Source organism: Mycolicibacterium vinylchloridicum (assembly GCF_013404075.1).
GTDB classification, from domain to species: domain Bacteria; phylum Actinomycetota; class Actinomycetes; order Mycobacteriales; family Mycobacteriaceae; genus Mycobacterium; species Mycobacterium vinylchloridicum.
Map to the genome: position 1 here is coordinate 196,039 of NZ_JACBJQ010000001.1, position 21,541 is coordinate 217,579.

The 21,541-nt window shown below is 67.6% G+C and carries 27 protein-coding genes; 17 read left to right on the top strand and 10 right to left on the bottom strand.

Annotated features, from left to right (window positions below):
• Positions 1 to 2 precede the first annotated feature (2 nt).
• Positions 3 to 2,177, top strand: coding sequence for an AAA family ATPase (locus HPC46_RS01005; protein WP_179466341.1), 2,175 nt, complete (start codon positions 3 to 5; stop codon positions 2,175 to 2,177).
• On the opposite strand, the gene HPC46_RS01010 is transcribed toward HPC46_RS01005, so the two are convergent.
• Positions 2,174 to 2,623, bottom strand: coding sequence for an SRPBCC family protein (locus HPC46_RS01010; RefSeq protein WP_179466342.1), 450 nt, complete (start codon positions 2,621 to 2,623; stop codon positions 2,174 to 2,176). The two genes, HPC46_RS01005 and HPC46_RS01010, sit on opposite strands and share 4 nt — an antisense overlap.
• Positions 2,624 to 2,681: 58 nt before the next feature.
• Here HPC46_RS01010 and HPC46_RS01015 point away from each other — a divergent pair, with 58 nt between their 5' ends.
• Entirely contained in the window at positions 2,682 to 3,095 is a 414-nt protein-coding gene (locus HPC46_RS01015) for a DUF1707 domain-containing protein (protein ID WP_179466343.1), read from the top strand.
• A gap of 120 nt (positions 3,096 to 3,215) precedes the next feature.
• Positions 3,216 to 3,701 carry a hypothetical protein gene (locus HPC46_RS01020; protein ID WP_179466344.1) on the top strand — a complete coding sequence of 162 codons (486 nt, stop codon included), beginning with the start codon at positions 3,216 to 3,218 and terminating at the stop codon, positions 3,699 to 3,701.
• Here the strand turns inward: HPC46_RS01020 and HPC46_RS01025 are convergent.
• Positions 3,698 to 4,297, bottom strand: coding sequence for a TetR/AcrR family transcriptional regulator (locus tag HPC46_RS01025; RefSeq protein ID WP_005143254.1), 600 nt, complete (start codon positions 4,295 to 4,297; stop codon positions 3,698 to 3,700). The two genes, HPC46_RS01020 and HPC46_RS01025, sit on opposite strands and share 4 nt — an antisense overlap.
• Before the next feature lie 21 nt (positions 4,298 to 4,318).
• On the opposite strand from HPC46_RS01025, the gene HPC46_RS01030 reads away from it, so the two are divergent.
• The 8 genes from HPC46_RS01030 (at position 4,319) to HPC46_RS01065 (ending at position 11,905) form a co-directional block, all read left to right on the top strand.
• Positions 4,319 to 4,711 (top strand): hypothetical protein, encoded by a 393-nt coding sequence (locus tag HPC46_RS01030; RefSeq protein WP_179466345.1) that lies wholly within the window; start codon positions 4,319 to 4,321, stop codon positions 4,709 to 4,711.
• 118 nt (positions 4,712 to 4,829) lie between these two features.
• Positions 4,830 to 7,724, top strand: coding sequence for a Na+/H+ antiporter subunit A (locus tag HPC46_RS01035; RefSeq protein WP_179466346.1), 2,895 nt, complete (start codon positions 4,830 to 4,832; stop codon positions 7,722 to 7,724).
• A complete protein-coding gene (locus HPC46_RS01040; protein ID WP_179466347.1) occupies positions 7,721 to 8,191 on the top strand; it encodes a Na(+)/H(+) antiporter subunit C in 471 nt (156 codons plus the stop codon). Before HPC46_RS01035 ends, HPC46_RS01040 begins: the two co-directional genes overlap by 4 nt.
• Positions 8,188 to 9,798 (top strand): Na+/H+ antiporter subunit D, encoded by a 1,611-nt coding sequence (locus tag HPC46_RS01045; RefSeq protein WP_179466348.1) that lies wholly within the window; start codon positions 8,188 to 8,190, stop codon positions 9,796 to 9,798. The genes HPC46_RS01040 and HPC46_RS01045 overlap by 4 nt, the downstream gene beginning before the upstream one ends.
• Entirely contained in the window at positions 9,798 to 10,337 is a 540-nt protein-coding gene (locus HPC46_RS01050) for a Na+/H+ antiporter subunit E (protein WP_179466349.1), read from the top strand. Before HPC46_RS01045 ends, HPC46_RS01050 begins: the two co-directional genes overlap by 1 nt.
• 31 nt (positions 10,338 to 10,368) lie before the next feature.
• Positions 10,369 to 10,659 carry a monovalent cation/H+ antiporter complex subunit F gene (locus HPC46_RS01055; protein ID WP_179466350.1) on the top strand — a complete coding sequence of 97 codons (291 nt, stop codon included), beginning with the start codon at positions 10,369 to 10,371 and terminating at the stop codon, positions 10,657 to 10,659.
• Positions 10,656 to 11,003: a monovalent cation/H(+) antiporter subunit G gene (gene mnhG, locus HPC46_RS01060; RefSeq protein ID WP_179466351.1), complete on the top strand. Its 348-nt coding sequence runs from the start codon at positions 10,656 to 10,658 to the stop codon at positions 11,001 to 11,003. Before HPC46_RS01055 ends, mnhG begins: the two co-directional genes overlap by 4 nt.
• Positions 11,000 to 11,905, top strand: coding sequence for an SAM-dependent methyltransferase (locus HPC46_RS01065; protein WP_179466352.1), 906 nt, complete (start codon positions 11,000 to 11,002; stop codon positions 11,903 to 11,905). The genes mnhG and HPC46_RS01065 overlap by 4 nt, the downstream gene beginning before the upstream one ends.
• 86 nt (positions 11,906 to 11,991) lie before the next feature.
• Here HPC46_RS01065 and HPC46_RS01070 read toward each other — a convergent pair whose 3' ends face one another.
• The 7 genes from HPC46_RS01070 to HPC46_RS01100 all read right to left on the bottom strand — a co-directional run bounded on the left by HPC46_RS01070 (position 11,992) and on the right by HPC46_RS01100 (position 16,228).
• A complete protein-coding gene (locus HPC46_RS01070; RefSeq protein WP_179466353.1) occupies positions 11,992 to 12,504 on the bottom strand; it encodes a DinB family protein in 513 nt (170 codons plus the stop codon).
• A 65-nt stretch (positions 12,505 to 12,569) separates the two neighbouring features.
• A complete protein-coding gene (locus tag HPC46_RS01075; protein ID WP_179466354.1) occupies positions 12,570 to 13,211 on the bottom strand; it encodes an LON peptidase substrate-binding domain-containing protein in 642 nt (213 codons plus the stop codon).
• Positions 13,212 to 13,213: 2 nt separating this feature from the next.
• Entirely contained in the window at positions 13,214 to 13,549 is a 336-nt protein-coding gene (locus HPC46_RS01080; protein ID WP_005143239.1) for a hypothetical protein, read from the bottom strand.
• Between the two features lie 9 nt (positions 13,550 to 13,558).
• Positions 13,559 to 14,707, bottom strand: a complete 1,149-nt coding sequence (locus tag HPC46_RS01085; protein ID WP_179466355.1) for a glutamate--cysteine ligase — start codon at positions 14,705 to 14,707, stop codon at positions 13,559 to 13,561.
• A complete protein-coding gene (gene sodC, locus HPC46_RS01090) occupies positions 14,688 to 15,407 on the bottom strand; it encodes a superoxide dismutase[Cu-Zn] (RefSeq protein ID WP_179466356.1) in 720 nt (239 codons plus the stop codon). The genes HPC46_RS01085 and sodC overlap by 20 nt, the downstream gene beginning before the upstream one ends.
• A 10-nt stretch (positions 15,408 to 15,417) precedes the next feature.
• Positions 15,418 to 15,879: a LytR C-terminal domain-containing protein gene (locus tag HPC46_RS01095; protein WP_179466357.1), complete on the bottom strand. Its 462-nt coding sequence runs from the start codon at positions 15,877 to 15,879 to the stop codon at positions 15,418 to 15,420.
• Positions 15,880 to 15,919: 40 nt separating this feature from the next.
• Entirely contained in the window at positions 15,920 to 16,228 is a 309-nt protein-coding gene (locus HPC46_RS01100; RefSeq protein WP_099246410.1) for a nucleoid-associated protein NapA, read from the bottom strand.
• A 126-nt stretch (positions 16,229 to 16,354) separates the two neighbouring features.
• On the opposite strand from HPC46_RS01100, the gene HPC46_RS01105 reads away from it, so the two are divergent.
• The 3 genes from HPC46_RS01105 to HPC46_RS01115 are packed head-to-tail and all read left to right on the top strand — an operon-like array spanning position 16,355 to position 18,689.
• Positions 16,355 to 16,948, top strand: coding sequence for a peptide deformylase (locus HPC46_RS01105; protein ID WP_179466358.1), 594 nt, complete (start codon positions 16,355 to 16,357; stop codon positions 16,946 to 16,948).
• 4 nt (positions 16,949 to 16,952) lie between these two features.
• Complete coding sequence (locus HPC46_RS01110; RefSeq protein ID WP_179466359.1) at positions 16,953 to 17,855, top strand: N-acetylglutamate synthase, CG3035 family; 903 nt, start codon at positions 16,953 to 16,955, stop codon at positions 17,853 to 17,855.
• Between the two features lie 18 nt (positions 17,856 to 17,873).
• A complete protein-coding gene (locus tag HPC46_RS01115; protein ID WP_179466527.1) occupies positions 17,874 to 18,689 on the top strand; it encodes an exodeoxyribonuclease III in 816 nt (271 codons plus the stop codon).
• A gap of 12 nt (positions 18,690 to 18,701) precedes the next feature.
• Here the strand turns inward: HPC46_RS01115 and HPC46_RS01120 are convergent, their stop codons facing one another.
• Positions 18,702 to 19,721 (bottom strand): NADP-dependent oxidoreductase, encoded by a 1,020-nt coding sequence (locus HPC46_RS01120; protein WP_179466360.1) that lies wholly within the window; start codon positions 19,719 to 19,721, stop codon positions 18,702 to 18,704.
• 173 nt (positions 19,722 to 19,894) lie between these two features.
• Between HPC46_RS01120 and HPC46_RS01125 the strand changes: the two genes are divergently transcribed.
• The 3 genes from HPC46_RS01125 (at position 19,895) to HPC46_RS01135 (ending at position 21,523) form a co-directional block, all read left to right on the top strand.
• Positions 19,895 to 20,179 carry a hypothetical protein gene (locus HPC46_RS01125; RefSeq protein WP_179466361.1) on the top strand — a complete coding sequence of 95 codons (285 nt, stop codon included), beginning with the start codon at positions 19,895 to 19,897 and terminating at the stop codon, positions 20,177 to 20,179.
• Positions 20,180 to 20,237: 58 nt separating this feature from the next.
• Complete coding sequence (locus HPC46_RS01130) at positions 20,238 to 20,615, top strand: hypothetical protein (protein ID WP_179466362.1); 378 nt, start codon at positions 20,238 to 20,240, stop codon at positions 20,613 to 20,615.
• 128 nt (positions 20,616 to 20,743) lie between these two features.
• On the top strand, positions 20,744 to 21,523 hold the full coding sequence (locus tag HPC46_RS01135) for an alpha/beta hydrolase (RefSeq protein ID WP_179466363.1): 780 nt from the start codon (positions 20,744 to 20,746) through the stop codon (positions 21,521 to 21,523).
• Positions 21,524 to 21,541: the final 18 nt, after the last annotated feature.

Consider the following 21,541-nt stretch of genomic DNA (forward strand, 5'->3'; position numbering starts at 1 on the left):
CCGTGGCAACAAACCTGGCGCTGACGGCACGACTGAACACCTCGGCGCTCGATACCCGTCGCGGTGTGGTGCGCCTCCATCCCGAGGCGATCGCCGCCCTCGGCATTCGTGAATGGGATGCGGTGTCGCTCACCGGCTCTCGCACCACCACCGCTGTCGCCGCGGTGGCGCCGCCGGGGACGCCGGCGGGCACTGCGCTACTCGACGACGTCACGCTGTCCAACGCCGGCTTGCGCGAGGCCACCGCGGTGCTGGTCGCGCCGGTCACCGTCTACGGCGCGCGATCGGTCACCCTGCGCGGCTCCACTCTGGCGACCCAGTCGGTGTCGTCGGCGACCCTGCGACAGGCGCTGTTGGGCAAGGTGCTGACGGTCGGTGACACGGTGTCGCTGTTGCCGCGGGACCTCGGACCCGGCACGTCGACGACGGCGGCCAGCTCCGCGCTGGCGTCGTCGGTGGGGATCACCTGGACTTCCGAGCTGTTGACCGTCACGGGCACCGATCCAGCGGGACCGGTGAGCGTGCAACCGAATTCGTCGGTCAGCTGGGGTGACGCGGTAGCGGGGTCCACGCCGCCCGCACTCGCCGCAGCCGTCAGCCCGCCGATGGTGTGGCCGCAGGCCCCGGCGGTGTCGATCGACGACCTCAAGGGCCAGCATGTGCAGGCCGGCCGGCTCACCGAGTGGCTCAAGCTGGCGCTCGACGAGCCCGAACTGCTGGAAAAGCTCGGCGCCAAACCGACTCTGGGTGTGCTGGTCACCGGTCCGGCCGGGGTCGGCAAGGCCACCCTGGTGCGCGCGGTGTGCGCGGGGCGGCGTCTCGTCGAACTCGACGGGCCCGACACCGGCGCGCTGGCCGCACAGGATCGCCAGCGTGCCGTCGCCGAGGCCGTCGCCACCGTCGTCAGCGGCGGTGGCGTACTGCTGGTCACCGATATCGACGCGCTGCTGCCCACCCCGGCCGAGCCGGTGTCGGCGCTGATCCTGGCCGAGTTACGCAAGGCCGTGGCCACACCCGGGGTGGCGCTGGTGGCCACCTCTCAGCAGCCCGACGGGGTGGATCCACGGCTGCGTGCACCGGATCTCTGCGACCGTGAGCTCGGCCTGAGCCTGCCCGATGGCGCGACGCGCAAGGCGGTGCTGGAAGTGCTGCTGCGCGATGTGCCTGCCGAGGACCTGGCGCTCGACGAGATTGCCGAGCGCACACCGGGATTCGTTCGCGCCGATCTGGCAGCGCTGGTCCGGGAGGCGGCGCTGCGGGCGGCCGCCCGCGCGAGCGAGGACGGTAAGCCGCCCGCCCTTACCCAGGAGGACCTCAAGGGGGCGCTGACGGTCATTCGCCCGCTGTCACGCTCGGCCACCGAGGAGGTCTCGGTCGGTTCCGTCACCCTTGACGACGTCGGCGATATGGTCGAGGTCAAACAAGCGCTGACCGAGGCGGTGCTGTGGCCGCTGCAGCATCCGGACACCTTCGCCCGTCTCGGCGTCGAACCGCCCAAGGGCGTGCTGCTCTACGGCCCGCCGGGCTGCGGCAAGACGTTCGTGGTGCGCGCGCTGGCCAGTTCCGGCCGGCTCAGCGTGCACGCGGTGAAGGGCGCCGAACTGATGGACAAGTGGGTCGGCTCCTCCGAGAAGGCAGTCCGCGAATTATTCCGCCGGGCAAGGGATTCCGCACCGTCGCTGGTGTTCCTCGACGAGATCGACGCACTGGCTCCCCGGCGCGGGCAGAGTTTTGACTCCGGGGTCACCGACCGGGTGGTAGCCGCGTTGCTCACCGAACTCGACGGGATCGAGCCGCTGCGTGATGTGGTGGTCCTCGGTGCCACCAACCGTCCCGACCTGATCGACCCCGCGCTGCTGCGCCCCGGACGGCTGGAGAAGCTGGTGTTCGTCGAGCCGCCGGACACCGACGCCCGACGCGAAATCCTGCGCACGGCAGGTAAATCCGTGCCACTGTCGCCGGAGGTCGATCTCGACGCACTGGCCGGTGAGCTGGACGGCTATAGCGCAGCAGACTGCGTGGCGCTGCTGCGCGAGGCCGCACTGACCGCGATGCGCCGCTCGATCGACGCTGCCGACGTCACCGCCGCCGACGTGGCCAAGGCCCGCGAAGCGGTTCGGCCGTCACTGGATTCGGCTCAAGTGGAGTCGCTGCGCGCTTTTGCCGCGGGCCGCTAACTCCGTTCGGCGAGTGCGGCGAGCCGGTCGATCGAGGCCGCCAGCTTGTCGGCCGTGGTGGCCTGCGCACGCGGCAGACGCTTGGGGTCGGCCAGATCGGTCCAGTCGTAGGTATGCGTGACGACGGTGGTGACATCGTCGACGGGTTCGAGCTGCCAGCGCCACAGATGCCCCGGCGGTGTGTTGCCGGGCTCGGACGGCCGCCAGGCGATCAATCTGCCCTCGTCGAATTCGACGACATGGTTCTCCCGGTCGGCGCCCTGGGTCAGCGTCGTCGTGAACATCTCCCCGACGCCTCGCACCCGCTGGCCGGCCGAAGCCCGCGCGAGATTGTCGTTGCCGTCCCATTCGGGCTGGCGTGCCGGGTCGGCGATCAGCTCGAAGATGGCTGCCGCGGGTGCGGCGATCCGCCTGCTGGCACTGACGACACGATCCTGTTCGACCATGCCCCAATTCAACCCCACCCGTTGACACTCCATTTATGACATGTCAGAGTAGGACGGTATGAGCATCACGTCCGTCCGAGTCGGCGATCGCGATCGCCAGACCACCGCTGACCTGCTGTCCCAGGCCCTCGGCCAGGGATATTTCGACCTCGCGGAATACGAGACCCGGGTTCAAGCGGCCTTCGCCGCAGAGACCGCCGACGAGCTTCGACGGGTCCTCGCCGACCTTCCCGTCGAACACCTGCGCCGCATCGACCCTCGTCGCATCGCCGCCCGCAGAAACGCCGCCCGCACCTCGGTGCGAATCCATCTGGCCGGCTACGCGGCAATGGTCGCGATCGTCCTGACCGTCTGGTTGGCCGTCGCACTCACCACGGGTTCTTTCGCGTATTTCTGGCCTGTCTGGCCGATCCTCGGTGGAGCCGTCGGGCTGCTGGGACACGCGCTCCCGGTGCGAACCTTCTGCCGGTAGGCGTCGGTACTCCGATCGGGGGACAACGATTTCATCCCCGCTGCCCACCGATCACCCGACGCGCAGCGCGCACCTTCTGCGGCATCGTTATGCCACTTGGCATGCGACAGAAGGAAAACCGTGAACGCGACGATGAATGCAGTCCCCGATCAGCTGGCCCAACTCGACTGGGGCACCAATCGGGATGGGTGGGAGTTAGAGATCCACAATCAGACCCCGCTCACGCAGGTTGTGGTTGTCCAGTGGCCCGACCTCTGGGGACCGAACTACAACGGGTGGGCAGTCGAACTCACGAACTCATGCGGCCACGACTTGATCTTTGTGCCGGAGGTCAGCGCCAATGTCGCGAGCTGTCCGCAGCGGATTGCTTCTGGCGCAACCGGATTGCTGAAAGGCAAGAGCCGAGCAGGCGGCGGTCCGGCCAACTGCAACTTCGCGTATCGCCATCCCGAGCACCTGATGAACTCCGGGGGTATCGCCATCGCCGCGCGCGCCGATGCCAGCCGGGCCCGCATCAGCGCAAGCGCAACCGGCACGACCGACGTCCTGTATACGGAGAACCCGGCCGCCAACGCCGTCCAGACGATCACCTACATGCAGCGTTAGCCCGAACTCGTCCGGTGGGCCGTCAACACGGCCCGAACGGATGCGGCCAGATCGGCCGCCACCCATGGCGGCATTCCCTCGTCGTACGCGTGCCTGCGCACCACCGCGTAGGGCAGGTCGACGACCGCCCTGGTGACGGCGTCGACGCTGCGGGTGTCGCCATCGCCGTACAGCTGGCGAGCCAGCACGGCCACCCGGTCGGCCAGCGGTGCGTTCATCGCCGCCACCGTCGCCGTGAACTCCGGGTCGGGTTCGGCGTCGCGCAGATCACTGGGCCGGATGGTCAACAGCAGGCGGGCATCCTCGTTGCAGTCCGTTGCGAAGCCGACCGCAGCCACCGCCATCTGGACCGCGACATCCACCGGATCTGAGCCGGCCGCCGCCATCACCCTGGCCTGGAAGCGCTCCAGCGCGCGCAACCACACCGCCGTCACCACGCCGTCGCGATTGCCGAATCGGTGGTAGAGGGTGCCCACCGGGGCGCCGCTGGCTTTCGCGATCGCCGCGACACTGGCCGCCCGCGGCCCCTCGGCGAGGAGCAGCCCGCGCGCCGCGTCGAGGATGACGTCGGTCTCGTGCTTTCGGGGTGGCGCCACGATCTAGTACAGTCCTTCCATATGGAACGTTTACCCTATATCGATGAGCATGCCATACGCGTCCCCGCAGACCGGGTCACGACGTGGCACGCAGTGCTGCGCACCATATGCACCAACCCCGCCGATCCCGCGACGGTCCCGTTCGGGTTCGTCCTCGATGCCGCCGAGGAGCCGGACCGCCTCGCGTGCAAGGGACGGCACTGGTTCTCGGTGTATCGGCTGATCTTCCTGCTGTCCGACGACGCCGAAGGCGGCACCCGCGTCGTCGCGCAGACCTGGGCAGCCTTCCCCGGCCTCAGGGGCAAGCTCTACCGCGCGCTGGTGATCGGGTCCGGTGGACACCGGATCGTCGTCCGAAAGATGCTGAGACGCATTGCTGCTCAAGCTATTTCGGAGCCGACCCGCAAAGTTTGAGCACCGCGGCACTCCGGCCCGGAAATCTGCGAGGGGGTCAACCCCGTAGACTGTTGACAGGACATAGCCGAACACCTTGGCTGACACCCCGACCGACAGCTAGCCAGATCGGAGTGCCATGCTCGTCATCCTGATCGCGCATGCGATCGCCGCCGCCGTGGCGCCGGCGCTCGTCCAGCGATGGGGACGGCTGGCTTTCTACCCTCTCGCGCTCGTCCCGGCGGCCTCACTGATCTGGGTGGCGCTCAACTGGCCCAACGACGATCCGCCCGCATCGGTGGACATCCCGTGGGTGCCAGAGCTGTCGATGAACATCACGCTGCGCTTCGACACGCTCACCGCCGTCATGAGCGTGCTCGTGCTCGGTATCGGCGCGCTGGTGCTGTTCTACTGCGCGGAGTACTTCCACCACCGCGACGGCCACACCGAGAACCGGCTCCCGAGCTTCGCCGCGGAACTCGTCGCGTTCTCCGGAGCCATGTTCGGCCTGGTGGTCAGCGACAACATGCTGCTGCTCTACACCTTCTGGGAACTGACCACGGTGTTGTCGTTCCTGCTCGTCGGGCACTATGCCGAGCGGGCCACCAGCCGCCGGGCCGCCATGCAGGCGCTGCTGGTCACCACCGCGGGCGGGTTGGCCATGCTGGCCGGGATCATCATCCTCGGGCACGCGGCCGGTACCTACCTGCTCTCCGAGCTCGTGGCCAGACCGCCGCACGGTACGGCCGTCGCGGTCGCCGTCGTCCTGGTACTCATCGGCGCCCTGTCCAAATCGGCCATCGTGCCGTTCCACTTCTGGCTGCCCGGCGCCATGGCCGCCCCGACCCCGGTCAGCGCCTATCTACACGCCGCCGCCATGGTCAAGGCCGGCGTCTACCTGGTCGCCCGGCTTGCGCCCGGGTTCGCCGACTCCCCCGGCTGGCGACCCACCGTCATCACGCTCGGCGTGGTGACCATGCTGCTGGCCGGTTGGCGCGCGGTCCGCGAATACGACCTCAAGTTGATCCTCGCGTTCGGCACGGTCAGCCAGTTGGGCTTCATCACCGTCATGGTCGGTGGCGGCGGGCGGGATCTGATGCTGGCCGGGCTGGCCATGCTCTGCGCACATGCGTTGTTCAAGGCGACGCTGTTCATGGTCGTCGGCGTCATCGACCACTCGACCGGCACCCGTGACATCCGCAGGCTGGCCTGGCTCGGGCGCCGGATGCCCGGATTGTTCGTCATCGCTGCCGGCGCGACCGCCAGCATGGCCGCACTGCCACCGTTCCTGGGTTTCGTGGCCAAGGAGGCCGACTTCGAATCCATCGCGCACAGCGAGTCACTCGGCGGCTGGGCGCCGGTGGTGCTCGCCGGGGTGGCGATCGGTTCGGTCTTCACGACCATCTACAGCCTTCGATTCCTCTGGGGTGCGTTCGCGCGCAAGGGATCCGCGGGCCCGACCAGTCTGGTCGCCAATCTGCACCGGCCGCCGCCCGCATTCCTGCTCGCGCCCGCGATCCTGGCCGCGGCCGGCCTGTTCTTCGGGGTGGCGCCCAGCTACCTGGACACCACACTCGACGGCTACGCCGAGACCATGCCCGCCGCCGGAGCCGACGACGGGCACTACACGCTGGCGTTGTGGCACGGGATCGGCCTGCCGCTGGTGCTCTCGGCGGCGGTGCTGGCGATCGGTATCGCCGCGTTCTTCAGCCGCGACCGCCTCCGCCGCGCCAGGGTAGGCGCATGGCAGCCGCTCGGTAACGCCGACCGGATCTACGACGCGGTCATCCGCGGTGCTGACCTCGTATCCGTCCGGCTCACCGCGGTCACCCAGCGCGGCTCGATTCCGGTCACCCAGTCGGTGATCCTGTCGACGCTGGTGTTGTTCCCCATCGCCGTGCTGGCCGTCGGCGCCAGGAACCACCCGCAGTTCCGGCTGTGGGACTCGCTGGTGCAGCCGGTGGTGGGTCTGCTCATCCTGGCCGCCGCAGTGGCCGCCACGATCATGCGCAACCGGCTGGCCGCGGTCCTGTTGGTCGGCATCACCGGTTATGGCTGCGGTGCGATCTTCGCCTTCCATGGCGCCCCCGACCTGGCGCTCACCCAATTCCTGGTAGAGACCCTCACCCTGGTCATTTTCGTGCTGGTGCTGCGGACGCTGCCCGCCGAGGCCGAAGAAGCCAAGCGCTTCCGCATGCCGCGCATCGCGCTGTCGCTGGCAGTCGGCGCCAGCGTCACCACGCTCGCGGTGTTCGCGATGGCTGCCCGCACCGGCACGCCCATCGCCGACCTTCTGCCGGACGCCGCCTACGACCGCGGCCACGGGTCCAACACCGTCAACGTGCTGCTGGTCGACATCCGCGCCTGGGACACCCTGGGCGAGATCTCGGTCCTGGTGGCCGCCGCCACCGGCGTCGCATCGCTGGTGTTCCGCAACCGCCGGTTCGGCGCCGCACCGCGGGTCTCCGACGCCGGCCAGCCCGACATCGGCCTGTTGCCGTCGACGGCCTACAGCCCCGCTGCGGGCGACACCACCTGGCTGCGCGGCAGCGAATTGCGCGATCCGCGCAACCGCTCTTTGGTGCTCGAGGTCGCCACCAGGATGATCTTCCCGCTGATCATGGTGCTGTCGGTCTACTTCTTCTTCACCGGGCACAACACCCCCGGCGGCGGGTTCGCCGGCGGGCTGACCGCCGGCCTGGCGCTGGTGCTGCGCTACCTGGCCGGTGGACGCTACGAACTCGGTGAGACGCTTCCGCTGGACGCCGGCAAGATCCTCGGCGCCGGGCTCGCGCTGTCGGGCGGCACCGCCGTCGGCTCGATGCTGCTCGGTGCGCCGGCCCTGTCCTCGGCGGTGATCACGCTGCACCTGCCGCTGCTCGGCACGGTGAAGTTCGTGACCGCCCTGTTCTTCGACCTCGGGGTGTACCTCATCGTGGTGGGACTGGTGCTCGACGTGTTGCGCAGCCTCGGGGCGCGCATCGACGAAGAGGTCATCGTCGCTCGTTCCGCCGTGAAGGCGAGGGCGTCATGATCGTCTACCTGGTTCCGCTCGTCATCATCGGTGGGCTCACCAGTTGTGGTGTCTACCTTCTGCTTTCCCGCAATCTCACCCGTATGCTGCTGGGTCTGCTACTGGTCGGCAACGCCGTCAACCTGCTGATCCTGACCGTCGGCGGCGAGAGCGGGAACCCGCCCATCCGGGGGCGCACGAGCGGTTCGGAGACGACGACGGCCGACCCGCTGGCACAGGGCATGATCCTGACCGCGATCGTCATCGCGATGGGTATCGCCGCATTCGTCCTGGCGCTGACCTACCGGTCGTTCCGGTTGACCACCCAGGAGGAAGTGGATATCGACCCCGAGGACGCCCGGGTCTCGAAGCTGTCCGATGAGGAAGCCTCCTCGGTTGACGAAGACGTCCCCCAGCCGGTGGCCGAGCGCGATACCGATGAACCCGACGAGCTCGACGCGCTGCCCGGGCACGAGGGCTCGCGATGACAACCTTGGGTGTTTTGATGCCGCTGCCGGTGCTGATCCCTTTGGTGGCGGCCGCGTTGACGTTGATCGCCGGCCGTAGGCCGCGCCTGCAGCGGCTGATCACCCTCGCCGCGTTGACCGGGGTGCTGGCGGTGTGCTCGGTGCTGTTGTACCTCACCGACCGCGACGGCACCCAGGCCCTGCACGTCGGCGGCTGGGGCCCGACCGAAGCGGGCCTCGGGCCGCTGGGCATCACCCTGGTGGCCGACCGGCTCTCGGCCCTGATGCTGGTGGTGTCGGCGATCGTGCTGCTGGCGGTGGTGTTCTACGCCATCGGACAGGGCATCCGCGACGGCGATGAACACCAGCCGGTGTCGATATTCCTGCCCACCTACCTGGTGCTCTCGGCCGGCGTCTGCACCGCGTTCCTGGCAGGTGACTTGTTCAACCTGTACGTCGGCTTCGAAGTGCTGCTGTCGGCGAGCTTCGTGCTGTTGACCATCGGCGCCAGCAAGGATCGGGTTCGCGCGGGCATCTCCTACGTGATGGTGTCGATGGTGTCCTCGCTGATCTTCCTGATCGGCCTGGCCCTGGTCTACGCGGCGACCGGCACGCTGAACATGGCCGAGCTGTCGCTGCGGTTGCATGACATCAGCGACGGCACCCGCAGCGCGATCTTCGCAGTGCTGCTGGTGGCATTCGGCATCAAGGCCGCGGTGTTCCCGCTGTCGGCGTGGCTGCCGGACTCCTACCCCACCGCACCGGCACCGGTGACCGCCGTCTTCGCCGGCTTGCTGACCAAAGTGGGTGTGTACGCGATCATCCGGGCACACGCGCTGCTGTTCCCCGCAGGCGGACTGGACAACGTGTTGCTGGTCGCCGCACTGCTGACGATGCTTGTCGGCATCCTGGGCGCGATCGCCCAGAATGACATCAAGCGCCTGCTGTCCTTCACCCTCGTCAGCCACATCGGCTACATGGTGTTCGGCGTCGCACTGTCCAGCCAGCTCGCCATGTCAGGAGCGATCTACTACGTCGCCCACCACATCGTCGTTCAGACCACGCTGTTCCTGGTCGTCGGCCTGATCGAACGGCAGGCCGGCGCCTCGACACTGCGCCGCCTGGGTGGGCTGGCTGCCGCCAGCCCGTTGCTGGCGTTCGTCTTCATAGTTCCGGCGTTGAATCTCGGTGGTATTCCGCCCTTTTCGGGTTTCATCGGCAAAGTGGCGCTGCTGGAGGCCGGTACCGCCAACGGCTCGGTGCTGTCCTGGCTGCTGGTCGTGGGTTCGGTACTGACCAGTCTGCTGACGCTGTACGTGGTGTCACGGGTGTGGACCAAGGCGTTCTGGCGGGCTCGGGCCGACGCACCCGAGGGCGAGCTCGCCGACTCCGCACCGTCGGTGCTGCTCGACGACTACTCCGAAGACGTCGCCTTCGACGATCGCGACGACGTCGGCCGGATGCCGGTCGGAATGCTGGCTCCCACAATGGGTTTGATCGCCGTCGGGATCGCACTCACGGTCGCCGCCGGTCCGATCTTCGGCTACACCGACCGCGCCGCACACGAGGTGCTCGACCGCGGCCAGTACATCACGGCGGTGCTGGGGACGCCGGAGATGAGCCCGTGATGAGAACACTGACCCTGCGGATCTGGATTCTGGTGTGGCTGACGATGGTGTGGGTGCTGCTGTGGGGCAGCGTGTCGGCGGCCAACGTGCTCTCCGGATTGGTCGTGGCGCTGGCCATCACGCTATTGCTGCCGCTGCCGTCGGTTCCGGTGCAGGGCCGGCTACACCCCCTGTCGCTGATGTGGTTGGTGCTCAATGTGGCGTGGTGGTTGGCACAGTCCTCGATACAAGTTGCCTGGCTGGCAATCCGACCCGGCCGCCCGCCGCGGTCCGCGGTGCTGCGCGGGCATCTGGCGCTAAAGTCCGACCTGGTGCTGGCCCTGGCGGTCAACATCATGAACCTGACCCCGGGCACGATCGTGCTGGAGATAGACCAGTCCCGGCGGCTGGTCTACGTGCATGTGCTCGACGTCGGCAACGAGCGCGCGGTGGAACAGTTCTACCGGCAGGTGGCCCAGCTCGAGCGGCTGTTGATCGCCGCATTCGAGCGCGACTCCGAATGGCGCCCTGCAGCAAGCGAATCCGAGGAGGTCTCGTGACGGTTCAGCGAGCAGCGAAGGCAGATCGCGCATGACGGTGGTGTGGATTCTCTCCGGAATAATGTTGGTCGCGGCGGCCGCGGTGACGATGCTCCGCCTGCTGACTGGCCCCAGCACACTGGACCGGCTGGTCGCCGTCGACACCCTGGTGGCGGTGACGATGTGCGGCGTCGCCGCGTGGGCAGCGTTCAGCCTCGACACGACCGTCACCTACAGCCTGGCGGCGTTGGCGTTGATCAGCTTCGTCGGCTCGGTGAGCGTCGCCCGCTTCCGCGTGCCCGATATCGCGGGGAAGTCACCGGGACGGGAGCGCGAAGTATGAGTGCCCTCGACGTACTGGCCGGAGTATTGGTGTTGGCCGGTTCGGCGCTGGCGCTGACCGCCGCCATCGGCGTCCTGCGCTTTCCGGACACCCTGACCCGGATGCACGCGGCGACCAAACCACAGGTGCTCGGGCTGCTGCTGGTGCTCGGTGGCGCCGCGATCCGCCTGTCCGGCAACGTCGACGTGGGCATGCTCATACTGACCGCGATGTTCACCCTCATCACAGCGCCCGTCGTCGCGCACCGCGTCGGACAGCTCGCCTACCGTGAACAGAAGGTGAGCGATGAGCTGACCGTCGACGAGATGCGCGACGACACCGAGAGAACGAAGCCGAAGCCGTGAGCCGAACCGACGACGACACCTGGGACATCACCGAAAGCGTCGGCGCCACCGCGCTGAGCGTCGCCCGCGCCCGGGCCGCCGAGACCGACGCCAAGTGCCCGCTCTACACCGATCCCTACGCGCACTTCTTCGTCGAGACCGCGATCGCGGCGGGCTGGCGTTCACCGTTCCTCGACGAGGACCCGGTGCGCGCACAGGCCATGGCCGCCTACATCGCATCGCGGACGAAGTTCTTCGACGAGTTCTTCACCACGGCCGGCGCCAACGGTGTCGACCAGGCGGTGATCTTGGCCGCCGGCCTCGACACCCGCGCCTGGCGGCTGCCGTGGATCGACGACAGCACGGTCTACGAGATCGACCAGCCGAGGGTGCTCGAGTTCAAGGAGCGCGTACTGGCCGACCATCGAGCCCGTCCTGCCGCTCGCTACGCGGCGGTGCCGGTGGATCTGCGGCACGACTGGCCAACGGCGTTGCGCAAGGCCGGGTTCGACCCGTCCACCCCGACTGCATGGTCGGCCGAGGGGCTCCTGCCATACCTGCCCGCCACCGCCCAGGACACGTTGTTCGAACAGATCCACACGCTCAGCGCGCGGGGCAGCCATCTCTCGGTCGAGGCGTTCGGGGAGGTGTTCTACTCCGCCGAGCAGCTGGCCCGGCGGCGAGAACGGATGGCCGAGGCCCGTCGCGCTGCCGCCGAGGCTGGTCGACCGGAGGTCTCTGACGTCACCCGGCTCTGGTACATGGAGGCCCGCACTGACGTTGCGAAGTGGCTGACCGAACGCGGCTGGGAAGTCAGCACGATCGCCGCGGCCGACCTGATGGCGCACTACCAACGGCCGGCTCCCGAGGGACTCGAGGACCCGGTGCCCGATACGGTTCTGCTCGACGCCAGGAAGCTCTGAGCCTGCTCGCAGAGCTCACCGGTCACTCCCGCGGCGCCTGAGGCCGCATCGCAGCGACGTGGATCGGATAGGGGACGGCCATCGATTCAGACACCGACGGCCCCGTCGATGCGTTCACGAATCAGGTCGGCGTGCCCGCAATGGCGGGCATACTCGCCGACCATGTGGATGTAGATCCAGCGCAGACTCACCGCGCTGCCCATGAACGGGCTGGTGTCGTCGAGCGCCCGCGCCGCGCAGTTCGCGCGCGCGTGCCTGATTTCGTCCTGCCAGATCTCCACCGCGGCGCGATATGACGATTGCGCGGTGACCGCGAACCCACCGTCGCGACCCTCGGGCTGATCGGATGGTCCGAAAATCGGCGGCGCCTGCTCTCCCGCGAGTACGCGACGGAACCAATTACGCTCCACCTCTGCGACATGCTGAAGCAAGCCCAACAACGTCAACTGCGACGGCGACACTGACGCGAAGCGCAGCCGCTCGTCCTCGAGACCTTCGCATTTGGTGGCCAAGGTCACGCGGTAGAAGTCCAGCCAACTTTCCAGTGTGGTGCGCTCATCGGCATTCAGCGGCGGCATAGGCCGCTCCATCGAGGTCATTCACCGATGGTGCCATCCCACCCCGACAGCGCCGCGCGGGCGCTATCGCGGAGCAAGTCGAGCGTCTACGAATCCTCGTCGGCGATCTGGAATTCGACCAGGGCCGTGACGGTTTCGATCGCATCGATCAACACGTCGACGCGCTGCGCCAACGTCGGCGCGGCCAGCACCGCGTACCGGTCGGCCTGACCCATCGGCACTCGCGCGGCCAGCTCGTAGATGTGCCGCGACGGATCGTCGGCGATCTCCGGTTCGACGGCCAGCGCATCAGGCCGCAGCTGGCCACCGCGGGTGGAGACGATTCGTTCGAACAGCGCGAGGATCTTGTCGATGACCTCACCGATCCGCTCGGGCGTCACCGGCGGGCCGTGCTCGTCGGGCCAGGGTTCGACGACGGCCCGCGGGTACGGATCATCGTCCAGCCATTCGAGCACCCGGATACGTTCACCGAGAACAGTTTTCAACTGGTAGCGGCCCATCCCCTGGTCGGCGTATTCGACGATGCGGGCCAACGTGCCGACATCGCTGCGGGCATCCCCGCCGCCGACCTCACGGCCACGGGTGATCAGCACGACGCCGAACGCCGGGTCGGTCATCGCCAGGCAGTCGGCCACCAGCTGAGAGTATCGAGGCTCAAAGATCCTCAGCGGCAACAATTCTCCCGGTAACAGTGCCGACTGCAGCGGGAACATCGGTTGGGCCGCCATGGCTAGCGGATGCCCTGCCCCATCACCACGTCCTTCACCGGCGCGCTGGGATCGACGAATCCGCACAGCGCGGCGGCCACCCCGGCCCACAGTTGCGGGTTCATGGCGACCAACTGGTTGCCGCTCTTGCCGATCTCTGCGATCACCTCGCGCCGCGTGACGGTGTCCATGGTCAGGTACTCACGGCAGGTCGTGGTGAGCAGGTCGGCCGGCACCATGCCCTTGCCCGCCTCCCCCGGCGTGGCCACCGGAGTGCCGGTGATCGCCTTGGCGCAGCCGCCACCGGCCAGCACCACCGTGGCGGCCAGCACCGCCAATCCCATTCGACGAATCCTCACGGGCGCCTCCTATACATCCAGCTCCCCGACCAACGAGTCAACCACCGCGCGCAGATCCCCGCCATTGTCGTCGGCCACCTTGTGCTGGCGCTGATACGACGCTCCCCGCCGCGGAATATCGGCGACGGCAGCCAATTCGTCTGCGCAGTGCAGCGATTCGGCGACCGGCTGCAGCCGGGTCAGCAGGTCGTCGAGATCCTCGGTGACCAGCCGCTCATTGCTGTCGGCATCCAAGATGATGATCGCGTCCAGCCCGTAGCGGGCCGCACGCCACTTGTTCTCCTGCACATGCCAGGGCGGCATCACCGGCAGCTGCTCACCGGCATCGAGCCTGCGGTCCAGGTCGACCACCAGGCAGTGCGTCAGCGCCACCAGCGCCGACAGCTCACGCAGGTTGGAGACACCGTCGAACACCCGCACCTCGACGGTGCCCAGATGCGGCGACGGTCTGATGTCCCAACGGATCTCGTTGATGTGGTCGATGATGCCCGTGGTCTTCTGGTCGTGCACGAACCGTTCGAACTGCCGCCATTTCTCGAACTGGAACGGCAGACCCGCCGTCGGCAACTGCTGGAACATCATCGCCCGGTTGCTGGCATAGCCGGTGTCCTCGCCCGCCCAGAACGGCGAGGACGCCGACAGCGCCAACAGATGCGGATACTGGTTGAGCAGTGAGGAGATGATCGGCATGACCTTGTGCGCCGAGGACACTCCGACGTGCACGTGCACACCCCAGATCAGCATCTGCCGTCCCCACCACTGGGTCCGGTTGATCAGCTCGGCGTAGCGCTGTCCGTCGGTCAACTTCTGCGCCGACCACGACGCGAACGGGTGAGTGCCCGCGCAGAACAGCTCCATTCCGCGGTCGTGCACGATCTCGCGTGCGCTGCCCAGCGTGGTACGAAGGTCGGCCATTGCCTCGTCGACGGTGTCGCAGACACCGGTGACGACCTCAATGGTGTTGCGCAGCAACTCCTTGTGGATGCGCGGGTTTTCCCCCACGTCGGCGATCACTGCGGCCGCCTCGTTGCTCAGATCGCGGGTCTTCGCGTCGATCAGAGCGAACTCCCACTCGACGCCGAGCGTCGGCCGGGGTGAGCCGGCGAAGTCGATGCGGTCGGGTTTCCCCGCTGCCGGCTTAGCCGGTACCGATGACACCGCAGGCCACCCGCTTGCCGGCGTCGCCGGTGGCCATGGTGGTTTCGTCGGGGCCGGGCGCGCCGCCGGTGATCTGCTGGTAGCGCTGAGGCGGGATGTTGGCGAAGTTGTCGGCATCGGCGTGGATGATGATCGCCGTTCCGTCGCCCGCCAGCAGATCCTCTTTGGTGAACGCGCTGGTGGTGGTCACCAACATCGCCGAGCCGTCATCACGGACCTGCAGCGAGGCCAGGTCGCCGCTGGCGGGATGCCCGGTGTGGCCGCCGGCCTGGAAGTGGCCGCCGGCAGAGAGGAAGTCGCCGGGCGCACCGCCGGCCGGGGCGACGGAGTTGGCCTCGCATTTGGCGAACGAGTGCAGGTGCAGGCCGTGGAAGCCGGGCGTCAGCTTGGTCGTGCCGGTGGTCTGCACGGTCACGGTGGCGAAGCCGTCGGTGAATTCGAAGGTGGCCGCGGCGACCTGGGTGCCGTCAGCGGTCTTGATCTGTGCGGTCAGGGTGTCGCCGTGGCCGGCGGGGGCCTCCGGCGCGCCGTGCGACTCCTCGCCCGCGGCGGCCGGAGCCGGGGACCCGGTCCACACCGGGGGCGTGGTTCCGGGCTGCGATGCGATCGGTTCGTTGGGGCTACACGCGCTCAGCAACGCGACGGGAGCAACGAACAGGACGGCGGCGGCAGTTCTCAACGGGCTCACAGTCTTGACCATGTGCCGAAGCCTATCCGGTCACCAAAACGATGACGCCCGGTGGTTGCTCGGCAATTTCTGGAATTCTTGGTGCCACCGGGGCGCTGAGCACCTTCCCCACCGCCTCGGCAGCGGCCTGCTCCCCGTCGGTCGTGCCGTAGTACACCGTCGTCGCGGGCAGCGGCGGCACCTCAAGGTTGGTCGTCTCGGTGACATTCCAGCCGGCCTCACGCAGCCGGTCACCGATGCGGCTGGCCGCACCTTCGCCTTCACCGACGTTGAACACCCGCACGTCGGCCTTGGGCGCCGGCGCGGCCGACGTCTTGCTGGTCGTGGTGGTGACGGTGCGCACCGAGGTGTCGTCGCTGCTGGTGTCGCTGCCCGAGCCCATGGCCTGGAAACCGACCAGCAGGAAGATCACACCCAGGAACAGCAGCACCATCACCATGGCCCGCAGCGGCAGGCCGGAGGAGTCCGGAACGCGGTCGTTCATCGCGCCCACTGTAACCAGGGCGCCCGCCAACGGAGAAAAATCAGGGGACCTCGAAGCCGAGCCGGCGGGCCGCACGCGCCTTCTGCCGGCTTGCCCGCAGCCGTCGCAGCCGCTTGACCAGCATCGGATCGGCGGCGAGCGCCTCGGGGCGATCGACGAGGGCGTTCAACACCTGGTAGTAGCGGGTGGCCGACATGGAGAAGAGTTCCTTGATGGCCTCTTCCTTGGCGCCGGCGTACTTCCACCACTGCCGCTCGAAGGCCAGGATGTCGTATTCGCGGCGAGTCAACCCATCGGGAAGGTCAGCGTCGTCATTAGACCGCTCGGCCCGTGCCATGGCGCCGTCCATTTCGATCTGCTGACCCTTTCGAAGACCTGGAAAAGACATCCCTTTGCTTGGCGCTCATTCAATCACGGTGGAGCCGGTTGGGACGGCAGCCAAGCCCGCGCGTCGGCTGACTTAAGCTTGCCGATCATGGCAGTCAGACCAATCGTGATTCTGGGCGATCCCGTTCTGCACACTCCGACCCAACCCGTGCCGGTCGGAGCCGACGGTTCGCTGCCGCAAGATCTGGCCGATCTGATCAAGGATATGTACGACACGATGGACGCAGCCAACGGAGTCGGGCTGGCGGCCAACCAAATCGGAGTCGGACTGCGGGTATTCGTCTACGACTGCGCCGACGAACGCGGCAAGACCACCCGCCACCGCGGTGTGGTGGTCAACCCGGTGCTGGAGACCTCGGAGATTCCCGAGACGATGCCCGACCCGGACAACGACGACGAAGGCTGCCTGTCGGTACCGGGCGAGTCGTTTCCGTGCGGCCGGGCGAAGTGGGCCCGGGTGACCGGTCTGGATGCCGACGGCAATCCGGTCACTCTGGAGGGCCACGACCTGTTCGCTCGCATGCTGCAGCACGAGACCGGCCACCTCGACGGCTTCCTCTACGTCGACAAGTTGATCGGCCGGCACGCGCGGGCAGCGAAGAAGACCGTGAAGAAGAACGGCTGGGGTGTGCCCGGCCTGTCGTGGACGCCCGGCGAGGTGCCCGACCCGTTCGGTCACTGATCCGATGACGAGCCTGCCGCCGGTCGGCAGCCGGGTGAGCGTTCGCTATCGCCTGCCCGCGGGCACGACGCCGCCCATGACCGACGTGATCGGCGAACTGCAGGCGCTCGATCCGGTGATCGTGGTGCGCACCAAATCCGACGGACTTGTCGAGGTCGCGCCCGCCGATGTGGTGGCTGTACGCGAGCTCAGCGTGGTTCCGGTGCGGGCCTCCGAAATTCGTGCGCTGGAGCACGCGGCGGCGCTGGCCTGGCCGGGCACCGAGCAGAGCTGGCAGCACGGGTGGCTGTTGCGTGCCGGCGGCGGGTACACCAGCCGGGCCAACTCGGCTGTGCCGCTGGATTTCTCGGCGACCATTGCGGCCCTGCCGCCGATCATCGACTGGTATCGCCAACGGGGTTTGCAGCCGTGGCTGGCGCTGCCGGAGCGGCTGCTGCCGATTCGAGCTGAGGGCGTCAAGCACACCCGGGTGATGGTCACCGATCTCACCGACGCCGTCCCGGATCCGGCGGTCGCGCTGCTGGATCGCCCGGATGCGGCGTGGCTGACGGGTTACGCACGCGACGTGCCCACCGATGTGCTGACCGCGGTCGTGGACGGCGAGGTGGTGTTCGCCGCCTCCGGCGCCGCGGTCGGGCGCGGGGCGGTGACGACCGCGCCGGACGGCGCCTGCTGGCTGGGGATCTCGGCGGTGCACGTCGGGGCCGAACAGCGCAGGCAAGGCCATGCCCGACGGTTGTGCGCGGCGCTGATGCGCTGGGGTGCGCAGCTCGGCGCGACCCGGGCGTATGTGCAGGTGCTGAGCGAAAACGACGGTGCGATCAGGCTGTATCACGCGCTGGGTTTCCGGTTGCACCATCACCATCGCTACGTCGATGCCGTGTCGTTGACCGGACGTAGGGTGTAGCCCATGCCCGACGACGTCCTGCGCATCGCCACCTGGAATGTGAACTCGATTCGCACGCGGGTGGACCGGGTCGTCAGCTGGCTGCAACGTGGTGACGTCGACGTACTCGCGATGCAGGAAACCAAGTGCGCCGACGACCAGTTCCCCACCATGCCGTTCCTCGAGGCCGGCTACGAAGTGGTGCACTGCGGGTTCAACCAGTGGAACGGCGTCGCGATCGCCTCCCGGGTCGGCCTCGATGACGTCGAGGTCGGTTTCGACGGCCAGCCGTCCTGGAGTAAAGACGGGGCGGACGCCAAGGCCGAGGCCCGCGCGCTGGCCGCCACCTGCGACGGCGTGCGGGTGTGGAGCCTTTATGTGCCCAACGGCCGCACCCTGGCCGATCCGCACTATCAGTACAAGTTGGAATGGCTTGCCGCCCTTCGCAATACCGCCGAAGCCTGGCTGGACAGCGATCCGCAGCAGCCGATCGCCCTGGTCGGCGACTGGAACATCGCACCCACTGACGAGGATGTCTGGGACATGGCGGCCTTTGACGGCGCCACCCATGTGTCGGAGCCAGAACGTAAGGCGTTCAACGCCTTCATCGACACCAAGTTCACCGATGTGGTCCGCCAATACACACCCGGTCCCGGGGTCTACACCTACTGGGACTACACCCAGCTGGCCTTCCAGAAGCGCCGCGGCATGCGCATCGACTTCATCCTCGGCTCACCGGGGCTGGCACAGCGGGTGACCCATGCCGAGATCGTCAAGGACGAACGCCGTCCCGGCAAGAAGGGCGACCCTGCGCCCAGTGATCACGCACCGGTGCTGGTCGATCTGCGCCGCTGAGCTCAAATGTCTTCAGAGGCTTGACGGCTCGCTGACCTTCACCAGCATCTTGCCGATGTTGGCGCCGGTGAACAGTCCGTTGAGCGCGTCGACACACGATTCGAGCCCGTCGAAGACGGTCTCGCGGTGCACCAGCTTGCCCTCGGACTCCCAGCGGCGAAGATCGGCGAACGCCTCGTCGAAGCGGCCCCACATGTCGAGGGCGTTGAACCCTTGCATCGAGGCGGTTTTCGCCAGCAGGTTGACGTAATTGGCCGGCCCGGGATGCTCGCCGGTCAGGTAGCTGGAGATGACGCCACACAACACCACCCTGGCCTTGGGCGCCAGCCTGCCGAGCACCGCGTTGAGGATCGGGCCGCCGACGTTGTCGAAATAGACGTTGACGCCCTTGGGGCAGTGCGCCTTGAGGGCGGCGGGGATGTCGTCGCTCTTGTAGTCGATGCACGCGTCGAAGCCGAAGTCCTCGACCACGGCCCGGCACTTGTCCGGTCCGCCGGCAATGCCGATGACCCGGGCCCCGGCGATCTTGGCGATCTGCCCGGCCACCGAGCCGGTGGCGCCGGCCGCGGCCGACACCACGACCGTCTCCCCATCCTGCGGGCGGCCGATGTCGGTCATCCCGAAATAGGCGGTCGCGCCGGTCGGGCCGTACACGCTCATGATGGCCAGCTGGTCCGTTTCGCCGGGGATGGGCGTGCTGAACACGTCGTCGCGGATGATCGCGTAGTCCTGAAAGCCGGTGAGAGTGGTGACGATGTCGCCCTTCGCGAACGCCGCACACCGCGATTCGACCACCTCGCCTATCCCCGCGGCACGGATCACCTCGCCGAGTTGCACTGGCGGCAGGTAGCTCGGCTGATCGTCGAGCCAGGTGCGGACGGCGGCGTCCAGACCCACATAGGTGGTCCGCAGCAGCGCCTCGCCGTCGGCGAGCTCGGGTGCGGCCGTGGTGATCAGCTCGGTGTCGGCGGGTTGCACGAGCCCGGTCGGGCGTTGGCGCAGCAGGATCTGGCGGTTCGTCAGCGCGGGCACGAACGTGAAGCTACCCAAGGCGGCGACAGTTTGGAGCCAGGATGGGACAGTCCCACGATCGGGTGACCACCGACGTATCGGTCCGGGGCACGTGAGCCGGCGGCGATTACCGGCAGGTGAACATTCGGCGGTTCGGGTGGCGATAGCGCGTCACCGAAACAACGATCATCGAGATGCGATCGTTTGTGTCGGTTTATGTCGACTGGGCAGCCACCGTGGAGCACGTGCGTGCCGCCGCGTCGAAACTGCCGATGCCCGCCGGGGTGCTCGGCGTCGACGTCGTGGAGGCGGGCGACACATTCGGCTGCCGGATCGCCGTGGACCTGACCGGTGACTTCGACGAGCGGCGCGACGGCACCCTGATCGCCCGCGCCTACGCTGCCCAACTCTCCGAGGTGCTCGCCGTGCCGGCGTTCGCCCTGGCCGACCTCATTCTGGTCGGCCGTTCGGATTGCTGAACCCGGGCCGTTCTCGGCTCGTCACGGTCTGTTCGCGCAGACGTGCTGGGGTGGGATGGTGAGTTCGGACATCGATATCCTGATTCCCAAAAGCACCGCACACCAGACGTTGACGTGCATCGACGCACTCATCGAGCTTTATCGCCGCGAACGACCCGCCGGAGGTGCGCGGGTGGTCGGCGATCTCATCGAACTCCGTGAGGTGATCTCGCAGAGCATGCGAGCGTCCCGCGACCGCACCGCCCGGGTGGCAGCCGTCACCCTGGTCAGGGTGTCCGATCGTCTCAAGGCTTGTGCCCAGGACGAATTGGGTCCCGACGAGATGCAGGCCGCCATGTGGCGCACCGCCGGACGACTGCATCGCTGGGTCGCCGAGGGGACGGCCCCGCCGGTGCCTACTCGGCCGTCGCCTGCGCGGGCGCCCGGCCCTCGGTGACCGGTTCGCCGTAGCGGCCCGGACGCAGTTCTCGCATCCGCGGGAACTGCCGAGAAGCCGCCAGTCCACCGCGAATGCTATGAAAAGATGCTGCCCAGGACCGTGGCCGGTTCGCAGGGGGTGGCTCATTGCTTGAATTGATCGACAAAGGGGCGGCTACCAGGTCGGCCGCCCCGCTGCTTTTTGTTCACGGCGCTTGCAGCTCGGCACAGCTGTGGGACGACCACTTCCTGGACTTCTTCGCCGACAAGGGCTATCGCGCCATCGCCCTGAGCCTTCGCGGCCACGGCGACAGCAGCACATCCAAGCCTCTCAACGATTGTTCGCTTGCCGACTATGTGGAGGACGTAGGCGCCATTGTCGCCCAACTATCTTCTCCGCCGGTGCTGATCGGCCATTCGATGGGTTGTTGGGTCGTACTGAATTACCTTACGAAGCACGGTGCCCCAGCCGGAGTTCTTATGGCACCCGGAACACCGAAAGGCCTACGCCGATGGGCATTCCGCGCCGTCAAGCGTCACCCGTGGCTGGTTATCCGCAGTAACGTCTTCGGCAACCCGGTTGATCTATTCAGCACTCCGGCCCTGGTCCGCGAATTCTTGTTCAGTGCCCAGACCCCGGACTCCATCGTGATGTCGTGTATGTCCCGCCTCGAACCCGAAAGTGCACGCGCTGCAAGAGAAACCGTGGACCAACTTCCCGATGCTCGCGACATAACAGCACCGTTGCTGGTTCTCGGCGCAGGAAGCGACGGATCGCGAATCGAGGGAGACGCCTCGGCCCTAGCGGGTATTTATCAGGCCGATGTGGAGATCTTTCCCGACATGGGGCACGTCATGATGCTGGAGCCCCGCTGGTCCGATGTCGCCGAACGAATCCACACCTGGTTGTCCAGCCAGTCACGTTGAGTGCCGCTCCTGCGGTGT

Excerpts from the sequence above, each read along its gene's own strand:
- HPC46_RS01010 (WP_179466342.1), bottom strand. The coding sequence starts at position 2,623 with ATGGTCGAACAGGATCGTGTCGTCAGTGCCAGCAGGCGGATCGCCGCA.
- HPC46_RS01015 (WP_179466343.1), top strand. The coding sequence starts at position 2,682 with ATGAGCATCACGTCCGTCCGAGTCGGCGATCGCGATCGCCAGACCACC.
- HPC46_RS01030 (WP_179466345.1), top strand. The coding sequence starts at position 4,319 with ATGGAACGTTTACCCTATATCGATGAGCATGCCATACGCGTCCCCGCA.
- HPC46_RS01035 (WP_179466346.1), top strand. The coding sequence starts at position 4,830 with ATGCTCGTCATCCTGATCGCGCATGCGATCGCCGCCGCCGTGGCGCCG.
- HPC46_RS01040 (WP_179466347.1), top strand. The coding sequence starts at position 7,721 with ATGATCGTCTACCTGGTTCCGCTCGTCATCATCGGTGGGCTCACCAGT.
- HPC46_RS01045 (WP_179466348.1), top strand. The coding sequence starts at position 8,188 with ATGACAACCTTGGGTGTTTTGATGCCGCTGCCGGTGCTGATCCCTTTG.
- HPC46_RS01050 (WP_179466349.1), top strand. The coding sequence starts at position 9,798 with ATGAGAACACTGACCCTGCGGATCTGGATTCTGGTGTGGCTGACGATG.
- HPC46_RS01055 (WP_179466350.1), top strand. The coding sequence starts at position 10,369 with ATGACGGTGGTGTGGATTCTCTCCGGAATAATGTTGGTCGCGGCGGCC.
- mnhG (WP_179466351.1), top strand. The coding sequence starts at position 10,656 with ATGAGTGCCCTCGACGTACTGGCCGGAGTATTGGTGTTGGCCGGTTCG.
- HPC46_RS01070 (WP_179466353.1), bottom strand. The coding sequence starts at position 12,504 with ATGACCTCGATGGAGCGGCCTATGCCGCCGCTGAATGCCGATGAGCGC.
- HPC46_RS01075 (WP_179466354.1), bottom strand. The coding sequence starts at position 13,211 with ATGGCGGCCCAACCGATGTTCCCGCTGCAGTCGGCACTGTTACCGGGA.
- sodC (WP_179466356.1), bottom strand. The coding sequence starts at position 15,407 with ATGGTCAAGACTGTGAGCCCGTTGAGAACTGCCGCCGCCGTCCTGTTC.
- HPC46_RS01095 (WP_179466357.1), bottom strand. The coding sequence starts at position 15,879 with ATGAACGACCGCGTTCCGGACTCCTCCGGCCTGCCGCTGCGGGCCATG.
- HPC46_RS01100 (WP_099246410.1), bottom strand. The coding sequence starts at position 16,228 with ATGGACGGCGCCATGGCACGGGCCGAGCGGTCTAATGACGACGCTGAC.
- HPC46_RS01105 (WP_179466358.1), top strand. The coding sequence starts at position 16,355 with ATGGCAGTCAGACCAATCGTGATTCTGGGCGATCCCGTTCTGCACACT.
- HPC46_RS01110 (WP_179466359.1), top strand. The coding sequence starts at position 16,953 with ATGACGAGCCTGCCGCCGGTCGGCAGCCGGGTGAGCGTTCGCTATCGC.
- HPC46_RS01125 (WP_179466361.1), top strand. The coding sequence starts at position 19,895 with ATGCGATCGTTTGTGTCGGTTTATGTCGACTGGGCAGCCACCGTGGAG.